Origin of the sequence: Agaribacter flavus, from assembly GCF_042646125.1 — a bacterium.
GTDB classification, from domain to species: Bacteria; Pseudomonadota; Gammaproteobacteria; order Enterobacterales; family Alteromonadaceae; genus Glaciecola; species Glaciecola flavus.
Genome location: NZ_JBHRSW010000043.1, coordinates 42,541 through 53,994 on the forward strand (window position 1 = coordinate 42,541; position 11,454 = coordinate 53,994).

Annotated in this window: 8 protein-coding genes; 4 read left to right on the top strand and 4 right to left on the bottom strand. The window is 43.8% G+C overall.

Annotated elements, in window-relative coordinates:
* The gene (locus ACFOHL_RS15260) at positions 1-3,135 is read right to left on the bottom strand and encodes an efflux RND transporter permease subunit (RefSeq protein WP_376921108.1); all 3,135 of its coding nucleotides are present in this window, start codon (positions 3,133-3,135) and stop codon (positions 1-3) included.
* A gap of 21 nt (positions 3,136-3,156) precedes the next feature.
* Positions 3,157-4,335 carry an efflux RND transporter periplasmic adaptor subunit gene (locus ACFOHL_RS15265; protein ID WP_376921109.1) on the bottom strand — a complete coding sequence of 393 codons (1,179 nt, stop codon included), beginning with the start codon at positions 4,333-4,335 and terminating at the stop codon, positions 3,157-3,159.
* A 251-nt stretch (positions 4,336-4,586) separates the two neighbouring features.
* On the opposite strand from ACFOHL_RS15265, the gene ACFOHL_RS15270 reads away from it, so the two are divergent.
* The 4 genes from ACFOHL_RS15270 (at position 4,587) to ACFOHL_RS15285 (ending at position 8,757) form a co-directional block, all read left to right on the top strand.
* Positions 4,587-5,207, top strand: a complete 621-nt coding sequence (locus ACFOHL_RS15270) for a TetR/AcrR family transcriptional regulator (RefSeq protein ID WP_376921110.1) — start codon at positions 4,587-4,589, stop codon at positions 5,205-5,207.
* Between the two features lie 163 nt (positions 5,208-5,370).
* Positions 5,371-6,384, top strand: coding sequence for an aspartate carbamoyltransferase (locus tag ACFOHL_RS15275; protein WP_376921111.1), 1,014 nt, complete (start codon positions 5,371-5,373; stop codon positions 6,382-6,384).
* Between the two features lie 3 nt (positions 6,385-6,387).
* Complete coding sequence (gene hemL / locus ACFOHL_RS15280; protein WP_376921112.1) at positions 6,388-7,674, top strand: glutamate-1-semialdehyde 2,1-aminomutase; 1,287 nt, start codon at positions 6,388-6,390, stop codon at positions 7,672-7,674.
* Between the two features lie 3 nt (positions 7,675-7,677).
* Positions 7,678-8,757, top strand: a complete 1,080-nt coding sequence (locus tag ACFOHL_RS15285; RefSeq protein WP_376921113.1) for an adenylate/guanylate cyclase domain-containing protein — start codon at positions 7,678-7,680, stop codon at positions 8,755-8,757.
* An 18-nt stretch (positions 8,758-8,775) separates the two neighbouring features.
* Here the strand turns inward: ACFOHL_RS15285 and ACFOHL_RS15290 are convergent, their stop codons facing one another.
* Positions 8,776-9,690, bottom strand: coding sequence for a Dyp-type peroxidase (locus ACFOHL_RS15290; RefSeq protein WP_376921114.1), 915 nt, complete (start codon positions 9,688-9,690; stop codon positions 8,776-8,778).
* Positions 9,691-9,756: 66 nt separating this feature from the next.
* Positions 9,757-11,445, bottom strand: a complete 1,689-nt coding sequence (gene ggt, locus ACFOHL_RS15295) for a gamma-glutamyltransferase (RefSeq protein ID WP_376921115.1) — start codon at positions 11,443-11,445, stop codon at positions 9,757-9,759.
* Between the last annotated feature and the right edge of the window lie 9 nt (positions 11,446-11,454).

Here is an 11,454-nt window from a genome sequence, read left to right on the forward strand (position 1 = left end):
CTACAAAGCCTCTTTATTGCGCAAATTATGCATGATTCGCCGACGTTTTTCACGTAGTCGACACAACAAACAAATCAATGTTGGCGTGAAAAAAAGCGAAAGTATGACAGAAAAGCCAACCCCTCCAGCCAACACAACCGCTAATGGTGGCCAAAAAGATCCTTCGCTGAACAGTAACAAAGGAATCAAGCCACCCACAGTCGTAAAAGTAGTAGAAAGAATGTGACGACTACAACCCATTACTTCTTCGACAAGCGCATGTATTTCCCCTCTCATCGCTTCGTGATTACTGGCAATTGCGGCAATAACAACGATAGACCCATTGATCGCCACCCCAATCAGACCCGCACTACCTAATAAAGGGTTAAATCCGAATGGAAGACCCGATAACCACAGACTGAAAAAACCTAGGCCGACTGACAAAATAGCGACCAAGCCAATAACAATCGCAAAACGTACACTTGAAAAACTAAGTATTAGGGACGTAATCATCATTACCAATAAGACCGGTGCGTAGGTAGCTAGTTTTCCCAGAGCTTGTGCTTGTTCATCTGCGTCCCCCGCCATTTTTAGCCTGTAACCATCTGGCAAAACAAAGCCATTCTGCTTAAGTTTATCCCTGAGCGCTTCACTTGCAGAAACTGCAGGTATATCAGGAAGTAAATAGGCGGTTACCCGATTGAGTCGCTCTCCATTTAAGCGAGTAATAGCACTTGTGCTTGGTACTAATTGCCAATCCCCCAACGCAGCAAGGCTAGAATCGGTATCCCCCAGCACGGGCAAACTTGTTGTTAGTTGCGGACTGGCTCGTGTTATATCGCCGACTCTCACCACAATTGGCAGTTCTTCCGTGTCTTCGAGCACAGAGCCACTGCGCGAACCTGCAAGTAAATTTTGCAGTTGTAAGGCAATATCCCTTAAAGTCAGGTGATTCAAAAGCGATGCACTTTCGTCTACAGACAGGGCAATTTCAGCCTCACTTTGATCGATGGAGCTTATCGAATTGCTTATGCCATCTATTTGCGTCATGGCTAGTCGCACTTCTTCACCTAAACGAGTGAGCACTTCAATGTCAGGCCCAAAAATATCGACCTCTATCGGTGCTTTTATTGGAGGACCTTGGCCAAATTTCCGCACAACAACTTTGACCTCAGGAAAAGCATCTTGTAATTCATACTGAAGTGTTGTTATCAAGCTACTGGCTTGTTCCACTGAATCAGCTGTCACCACAGCATTGGCAAATTCAGGGCTGTTATCTCGATTCATAATTTGGTTGTAGTAGACAGAAGGTGTTGACCCACCTACTAACCAGCTTACTTGTGCCACACCATTTTTTTTCCGAATGTAGTCATCTATGCTGAGTGTTTTCGAAAAGGTGTGTTGAATGCTACTACCCACCGGATTAAATATGTAAATCTCAAATTGATCGCGGTCTGCACTGGGAAAGAACACATTGTCCAAACGCGACGACAAACCAAAGCCACTAAAACAAAAAACAGTAATAAGTGGCAAAACGATCATTGGTCGAGCGACAGCAACAGTCAGCAGCTTACGTAAATATGCGGATATATCCGGCATCTGTATCCCTTGCTGATACCACTTTGTTTCTGCCTCTGTATTTCGAGGTAAAAATCGTGCAGCAAGAGCCGCAATAATCGTAAGTGAAATACTGAGCGAAGCAATTAACGCCATAACAACACTGATTGCAATAGGCCCAATGAAGTCACCAATATTGCCGTTCAATAAGAAAATCGGCATAAACCCCAATATCGTAGTAAGTGTCGAAGCAAGTAAGGGGGAAAATAAGTGTTTAATACTCTTTTCCAATACTTCAAGGCGCGAGAACGACGGTTTAAGTAAGTTGATTCTAATCTCATCAGTGATGACGATTGCGTTGTCTATCAAAAGACCAATTGCAATGATAACGCCGAATATAGACATTTGATGGATTTGTTGGTTGAGCAGACTCAGTGAAAAAAACGTAAACGCCGCACATAAAGGTAAGGCTAGACCGACAATCCAAGCCGCTTTTAACCCCATAAAAAACAAGATTACTGTCATGACGACCGCACAGCCCATAAGGAGATTATTGGTTAGTTCATTTAAACGTGCTTCTGTGTATTTGTTCTGCTCAAAAACTATCTGAGCGCTCACACTCCCTTGAAACCTATGATTAAACTCGTCCATGACTGTTTTTATATTTTCAGTCCAAGTATCGACTCGAATAGACGGCTGCATTCTGACGGCTACAAAAATTGTGCGTTGTCCATTCAGAATGGCAATATCTTTTTCTGGTTGTTGAGCTTGCTGTGATACCTGAGCAATATCCCCTAAGCGAAGATAACTGTTTTCTGCAGCCAGAATGGGAATATTGGCGACCAGCGCTGCCGAAGACAAGGGTTCATCAACTTGAAATCTTATGTTTTTTTCGACACCAATTAAGGTTCCGGCTGGAAGTTTGGGATCTGCACTTTGCACACGTTGGCTAATATCTTGAATCGTCAAACCCGCATCGACCAATGAGTAAGAATCAATCGTCACTGTTATTTGGTCTTCAGGCGCGCCATAAATTCTGACAAGCTCGGTACCATTTACGTTTCTCAGGCGATCTGCAATTTCGTCTGCCAAACGACCTTGCAAGGATAGGTTTGGTGTATGTCCGGTTGCGGCATTCATTGCAAGCAAGATTGTAAAAGCAGCCGCACCGCGTTTGTCTTCTAAAACTGGCGTCTGCGCACCTTGTGGAAACCTCTTTGCTGCATCATCAATGGCATCTCTTATTTTTGCAAAAATCTGTTGATTGACACTGGCGTCTGTCCAATCTTGTAGTTCGATTGCAATAGCAGAAAAACCCGCTTTTGAGCTCGAATCAAGCTTTTTAATTTCGTGTAATTGCCGTAATTCGTCTTCGAGCACATCGGTAACCAAGGCTTCAACGCGCTCCGCCGAAGCACCGGGAAAACTAGTGAGTACACTGACATTTCTCAGGTCGATTCGGGGATCTTCAAGTCGAGGGAGGGTTTGGATGGCTGAAATACCTGCAACCAAAATAATCACGATACTCAATACAAGTAAATGTCCGCGCCGAAAAAATGCGGTAAACCATTTTTGCTGTGAAGCTGTTGATTGCACCATTTTTTGCTAACCCTGCCCGTTTTATTGGGCGTTGCTCGTTTTTTTGTTTAAAACTTCACTATCAACAATAGTGATATTTTTTACTTGTTGATTAGGTGTCAAACGATGGGTGCCACTCACCACCAGCAAATCCGTATTTCGTATTGCACCGCTCACATATGCACGACTTTCTTCAAGGTACTCAACGGAGACTAACTTAGATCGTAGGGTGCTAGTGGATTCGTCTACAACATAAATCGTCCACAAACCTCTTACACCACTTGACAGGCTGGACAACGGCAACCAAGCGCCACGATTTTCAATAGTTGTTGAAACAGAAAGAGAAACTAAATCTCCAGAAAGTATGTTTAAGCCTGTATCGTCGAGAGAGTGGCTGTCTGACGGTAGGAGTACAAAAATGCCATCAACTGTCCTGCTTTTAGGATGTCGACTTGACTCTACAAATTTTAGTTTCGCTAACCTTGCCTGCTGATTGATTTCAAGAGGCATGACTTCGCCCACACGCAATGTAAAGGCGAGATTTTGTGGTAATCCTACTCGCGCTTCTAATTGCTCATGATTGATAATTTCAAAAATTGCTTGCCCTGAACCAACGACTGCCCCCAAATCTTGATATTGCTGAACAACTTGACCAGTAAATGGCGCGACCAGCGCAGATTTTTTTATCTCAATCTGCAAACTATTCAGTTTGGCTTCTACCGCTTCTACCTGAGCTTTTGCAGCGTCATATCGCGCGCGCTGTTCATCGTAAGCTTGCGCCGATTCGAGGTTGTCTTGGAGCAAACGGTCAATTCGTTGTAAGCTCAACTCTGCGATTCTGGCATTGGCTTGTGCCACGTTCAACTCGGCTTGTAATTCTTGCTTTTTTGCACGCAAACGCTCGGTATCTAGCCTCGCAAGCACATCACCCTTAGTGACTTTTTCACCGTCTTCGACCAGTATTGCAGCTAAGACTCCCCCTTGATCAAAACCGATATTTGTTCTTTGAGCAGGTAAAACCATCCCACGAATGATTTGCTTTTGCTGATAGCTATCTTGGATGCGAATACGTGAGACATGCGTTTTTGCGTGTGCAATGGCTTTTAAGTCTTGTCCTTCAATCCTGAGCTGATCTCTTTCGCCAGAAAAAACCATAAGTGCAGTGAGCATTGAAAAACATACCAACGCTATAACGAAGAATTTACGTTTATTGTCAATCATATCTTTTTAGCTCAAATGCATCAGAGGACATTGTTTAACTGTATTTTGCTTATCCTAGAATATTAATACTAGACTGTCTAGTTTGATAATGTTAAATTTTATTTAACCTGCAACTGAGAGTTAGTCCTAAGCTGCTCGGTGTTGCTCATTTTTGGTTGAGGTTTATTTTTCAAACAAGGCTATTTTTGTTAGGGTCTGATGACCTTTGGTGTGCAATTTCACAGTCAAAAAACAGTAAGTGTAGGTTAAACATGACAACAAAAAGTCTCGGTAGACCTAAAAGTGCCGAGAAACGGCTACAAATTTTGCAAAGCGCAGGGCAATTGTTCTTGTCAAGCGGCTATGAACGCACATCAATGGATACCGTAGCCAAACACAGTGGGGTAAGTAAACAAACCGTCTATTCTCATTTTGCCAACAAAGATGCTTTGTTTAACGCAGTTATCGAATTAAAGTGCATCACCTACCAAATTGATGAAACAAATATTTGCATACGCACAGCCCCGCTAAAGGAGATACTCGAAGAAATCAGTATGCGCTTTCTCGCGCTATTTACCGATCCTGAAATTATCAATATGTTCACGGTTATCATTGGTGAGTCAGTAGTCAACCCTCATGTCTCAGAGTTGTTTTACAAAGCGGGACCAGAACGCAGTCTTCAGCTCGTCGCGGAGATATTGCAGGCTCATCCAGAAAGCGCACTCGCGCCCGAGCAAGCAAGGGAAGTCGCCGTGGACTTCTTCAATTTACTTGAGTTTGATTTTCATATGAAAAGCTTACTTCACTTACCCTTTGACATGCCGCCTGACAAATTTGCATTACATGCGAAAAAAACAGCCAATAAGCTCATTGCCATTATTAGGGGCTGTTGACCTTTACCACTCAGTGTCCCACTTAAACTAATCATGCCTATACTTAGTTGCAACAAAATCAGGTATTGAGCTCTATCTAAAGTATCTTTAGAGATTAGAAAAAATAGCATGCCAACACCAAAATTTGCTACACTCCGGCATCGTCTTAAAAAATGTAAAACTTATGCAAAGCTTTATTGGACAACATATTTTAAGTGTCAATCAGTTTGACAGAGAAGCCGTTGAGCGAGTTTTTGCAGTTGCTGATACGATGACCCCATACGCAAAAAGAGAGAAAAGAACGACCGTGCTTGAGGGTGCAATCTTAGGCAATCTTTTCTTTGAAGCGAGCACACGAACCCGAGTGAGTTTTGGTACTGCATTTAACCTATTAGGTGGTGAAGTCAGAGAAACAACCGGCATGAGTACCTCCGCTTTAGCCAAAGGCGAATCATTGTATGACACAGCGAGGGTGCTCAGTGGTTATAGCGATATTATTGCAATGCGCCACCCCCATGCAGGCTCGGTTGCAGAGTTTTCTGAGGGCAGTCGTGTGCCGGTCATCAATGGCGGCGACGGTGCCAATGAGCACCCCACTCAAGCCTTGCTCGACTTATACACGATTGCTAAAGAGCGCGGCTCATACGGGCAATCAATAGATAACTTGCATATTGCGATGATAGGTGATTTAAAGTTTGGGCGTACCGTCCACAGTTTGGCAAAAATGCTCACGCATTTTGACAACATACGGTTTACTCTGATTTCGCCTAAAGAGCTTGCCATGCCGCAAAGCATTTGCGATCTGATTGAAAAAGCGGGTCATCAATTAGTGATCAGTGATCAATTAGAGGGAATTGTTGAGGCAGACATTTGCTATCAAACCCGCATTCAAGAAGAACGATTCCCCTCTCAAGAAGAAGCAAACAAATACAGGGGTAAGTTTAGATTAAATCAACAAATCTACACCCAACACTTTAAGTCACAAACGGTCATTATGCATCCTTTGCCAAGAGATTCACGCGCTGAGGCGAATGAACTCGACAATGATCTAAATAAAAACCCCAATCTTGCTATTTTTCGGCAAACTGACAATGGTGTACTCGTACGTATGGCTTTATTTGCACTCACATTAGGTGTAGCCGATAAAATCAGTGATTTTGACCGTCCGGTACATTGGTATTCAAATAAGAGTAAATAATACATGAGTAAGTCTGAAACCCTTTTTGCACGTGCGCAGCAAACAATTCCGGGCGGTGTAAACTCGCCCGTTCGCGCTTTTAAAGCTGTTGGAGGTACTCCACGGTTCATTCAAAAAGCCGATGGCCCTTACATGTGGGATGTAGATGGCAAACGCTACATAGACTATATTCAATCATGGGGGCCTATGGTACTCGGGCACAACAATGCAGAAGTAAGAGAGGCTGTGATTTCAGCCGCTGAAAATGGCTTAAGCTATGGCGCGCCAACCGAAGCTGAAATTATCATGGCAGAATTAGTCAGTGAAACGGTGCCTTCGATGGAAATGGTTCGTATGGTGAATTCTGGTACCGAAGCAACAATGAGCGCAATAAGGCTGGCAAGAGGCTACACCAATCGAAACAAAATCCTCAAGTTCGAAGGGTGTTACCATGGGCACGCAGACTCTTTACTGGTTAAAGCCGGTTCTGGTGCCTTAACTCTTGGTGTGCCGTCTTCGCCGGGTGTACCTGAAGACTTTGCGCAGCATACATTAACAGTCGAATTCAATAACTTGGCATCCGTGCAAGCAGCATTTGATCAATACCCAGAGGATATTGCCTGCATAATTGTAGAGCCGGTCGCTGGAAACATGAATTGTATTCCTCCAGTACCAGGCTTTCTAGAGGGTTTAAGAAGCATTTGCGACAAATACAAAAGTGTACTCATTTTTGATGAAGTCATGACTGGTTTCCGTGTAGCAAAAGGTGGTGCACAGGCACACTATCAAGTTACACCTGACTTAACCTGTCTCGGGAAAGTCATTGGTGGCGGCATGCCAGTGGGGGCATTCGGAGGCAAACGCGATATTATAACACACATTGCGCCAACAGGACCGATTTATCAAGCGGGTACCTTGTCTGGTAACCCTGTAGCAATGGCGGCAGGATTAGCAGCATTGAGTCAAATCACTGCAGAAGGCTTTTATGATTCAATTTTTGAAAACACAAAAATACTGGCGGAAGGCATCAGAGATTTAGCACACTCGCATGGTATACCCATGACGATAAATTACGCGGGCAGTATGTTTGGTTTCTTTTTTACTGATGTAGAGAAAGTGACCAACTATCAGCAAGCCATAAACTGTAATACCAAACAATTTAATCAATTTTATCATGGTATGTTAGAACAAGGTGTATATTTAGCGCCCGCTTCATTCGAAGCTGGATTTGTATCGAAGCAACACACCAAAGATATTGTGGACGCCACCTTACAAGCGGTTAACACTGTTTTTGCGTCTATCGAGAAGTAATAAATGGAAGTATCCCTAGCTTCAATGCTTATACCTTTGTTTTTGGGCGTGGTGTTGTTAGTTTTGTTTGCCGTATACTCGCTCGTTATCACCATTATGTGGTTGCGACTAAGGCGCCAACAAGAATACGAAGCCGATAGTTTGTCTAATTCAATACAAGATATTGATAAAACCGCCCTCATTCAAAAGAAAGCAGACGAAGCGATGGCGCTTCACCAGACCTTTCAAAAATTTGTGCCGCGGCAATTTGTCGCCCACTTCACAAAAACAGGGTCGACTACCCTCGAACTGGGTAGAGCGGATGAAGATAAAGTCGCGATTATGTTTTGTGATATTCGTGGCTTTACGGGTTTGTCTGAAAAAATGACGCCACAACAGCTGATGAATTTTTTAAATTCATACTTTTTAAGAATGAACGCGCCAATTCACGAAAACAACGGCTTTATTGACAAATTTATCGGCGACGCGATCATGGCTGTATTCGACAACCCAGCGGGTGCAGAGGCAGACAAAGCCCGCGATGCACTAAGTGCCGCGGTCGGTATTCAAAAAGCGCTAAAACTCTACAATATGCATCGTCAAAATGTGGGGTACCCACCCATTCGCAATGGCGTCGGTATTCATTTTGGTCCAGTGGTAATTGGAACAGTCGGCTCGGATGACCGCATGGATACAACCGTTATCGGCGACGCCGTTAACGTTGCACAACGCATAGAAACACTGAACGATTATTTTGGCAGTGATATACTAGTAAGTGAAGAATGCGTCACAATTACGCCCCCCTCCTCTGGGATTGAGTATCGTATTGTTGAAAACATTCGTTTGAAAGGCAAATCAGTAGATGTATGCGTTGCAGAGGTCTTATCCCATTTTAGTGATGAAGAGCGCAAAGCAAAACTGGCAACAAGTGAACCAATTTTAGAAGTGATTCAACTAAGAAAAGCTGGCAACGTCGATAAAGCGGAAGACATTATTCATAAATTACTCGCAGAACATCCAAGCGATAAGGTGATTCTTCATCATGCAAAAATCATTCAACAAGCTAAACAAGACAGCAAATGGAATGGCATTGTTGCTTTGTAAAACAATTTATTCACTTCACTAGCCAGCTTGCCGTCGGATGTAAGCAATGGACGGGGCAAAAAATGCCGCGCCTGTCTCAGCGTTTGTGTAATCAAGTAAACGGTCGTAGTGCCCGTGTTGATCACCATAAATGCGACTATGCAGATAGTTTCGAAAGGCCATTGGGTCACGCGCGCAACTCACAAAATACAAACCCTGGACACTCATGTTTCCATACGGCATGCTTTGATTGAGCAAGGTAGGATATTCACCATTTGGACCTGTCACTTTGGTTCTAAAAGCATGAGTAGAGAGCCCAGAATCGACGACGGGCAAGTTGTGCTCTCTAGTTCGCCCAATGACTTTTTCTTGCCTGGCATCAGACAAAGCATCCCAACGCACCATGTCGTGCCTGTAGCGCTGAATATGTATGTAGCTGCCCCCTGCATATTCGGGGTCATTATCACCTACCACAGCAATATCAAATTTCTTTATTCCTCTCGGATTGTCATCGGTAATCACATAGCCTGTGAGATCGCGACCATCTAAATAGCGAAACGCTCTTACTTGCTCTACCATTTCGGTATGCATTTTAAGTAGTTCGACAATTTTAATACCCATTTCGTGACAAATATCGAGACGATCAGCCCTAATTTGTATAAAAATGTCAGCTAACATGACAGGTGCACATCGGTCATCGCATTGCATATCAGGAAAGGGTAATAACCCTTGAGGCTTACTTTCTGGGTAGATGTCTGACCAAAAATTACTGCCTATTCCGATTAAACCCGATACCATGGCTTCATAATGTTCATCTTCATAGTAGTCGAATATATCAAGGCATGCCGCGAGTTTGCTTCTAATAGTCGCAAAGTCGTCGTCTACTACATTAAAAAGCAGATATTGAGCATGCAAGTTGGGTTCTGCACATACCCCCTTTTGTGCCTGGCTCATATATGCTTCTCTATATTATTTGAACACATAGACTTTCCCGCTGAGTACGGTCTTTTTCGCTTAATCTTAATAACCAACAGCTTGCCCATCCTTGCGTGATTCAGATGCGCCATAATACACACCTTGTTCTTGGTCAAACAAAATTGCTTGGTACCCGCCGTAAGCGCCTACTACGTCTTGTAGTTTATGCCCTTTTTTCATAAGCTCTCGTCGTGTTTTTGCAGAAAATCCCGACTCTAAGCTGACATATCCGCCGTCTGTCATAAGATCACCCTCGGGCGTACTAGACCCAGAATGTAAAATACGCGGCGCATCACCGGCTTCTTGTAAGTTCATACCAAAATCTATCATGTTCACAATAATTTGGGCATGCATCTGGGGCTGAGTGCCCCCACCCATTACGCCAAAGCTCATTAAGGGTTTGCTATTTTTTGTCACAAAAGCAGGGATAATTGTGTGAAACGGGCGTTTCCCTGGTGCGAATTCATTGTAATGCCCGTCTTTCAAGGCGAACATTTCACCGCGATTTTGCAACATAAACCCCAAATCCGTCGGTATCATGCCCGACCCCATGCCTCGGTAATTGCTTTGGATCAGTGACACCATATTGCCAAACTTATCTGCTACTGTGAGGTAAATGGTATCGCCTTCGTTTAGCCCTGCATCTACGCGTTTGGCCGCGCGATCAGGCGATATTAATTGTTGCCGCTCCTTCGCATAATCTTTAGAAATGAGCTTACCAACAGGTATCTCATTAAACATCGGATCCGAGTAAAATTTAGCACGATCTTCGAATGCGAGTTTTTTAGCTTCGACAAAGGTGTGGATGAATTCAGGAGAATCTCTTCCCATACCTTCAATATCATATAATTCGAGGACATTTAAAATTTGTAGCGCCGCAATCCCTTGTCCATTAGGCGGTAACTCCCAAACATCATAGCCCCTGTAGCTGGTTGAAACCGGGTCTACCCATTCAGAATAATGCGCGGCCATATCTTGATACGATAAAAAGCCTCCCTGTTTTTTCATGAAAGCATCAATGGTGCGCGCAATATCACCTTTATAAAAAGCGTCACGCCCGCCACTGGCGATTTTTTCATAGGTCGCCGCCAAATTGGGATTGGAGAAGATCTGTCCCTTGCTCGGTGTTTTTCCATCAACCGTGTATGTTTCTGTAAACCCTGGGTAATGACCGAGTCGTTCTTGACTAAGTGAAAGATAGTGTGCAATGAGTTCAGAAACAGGAAATCCATTTCTGGCATACTCAATGGTAGGGGCGAGCAATTCTGCCATATCACGTGAGCCAAATCGCTCGTTTAGCATAAACCACCCGTCAACTGCACCGGGTACGGAGACAGGCAAAGAGCCATACTTAGGTATCTTACTCAAGCCCTGTTCTTTAAAATATTCTTTTGTCAGACTTTGTGGACTTCTGCCAGATGCATTCAGTCCGTACAAACGTTTGCTTTTTGCATCCCATACGATCGCAAACAAGTCGCCACCAATACCGCAGCCAGTTGGTTCTACCAAACCCAACATAGCGTTAGCAGCAATGGCAGCATCTATTGCATTCCCGCCATTTTTTAGAACATCTAAGCCCACTTGGGATGCCAGTGGCTGGCTTGTCGCGACCATGCCATGCTGTGCAATGACTTCTGAACGTGTCGCAAACAACTCGCCTGTTACCCTATCGTAAGCACGTAGTTCAAAACAAACCAACGCTAACAAAAAAACGAACAACAATCTTTGTTTCATAAGTTACTT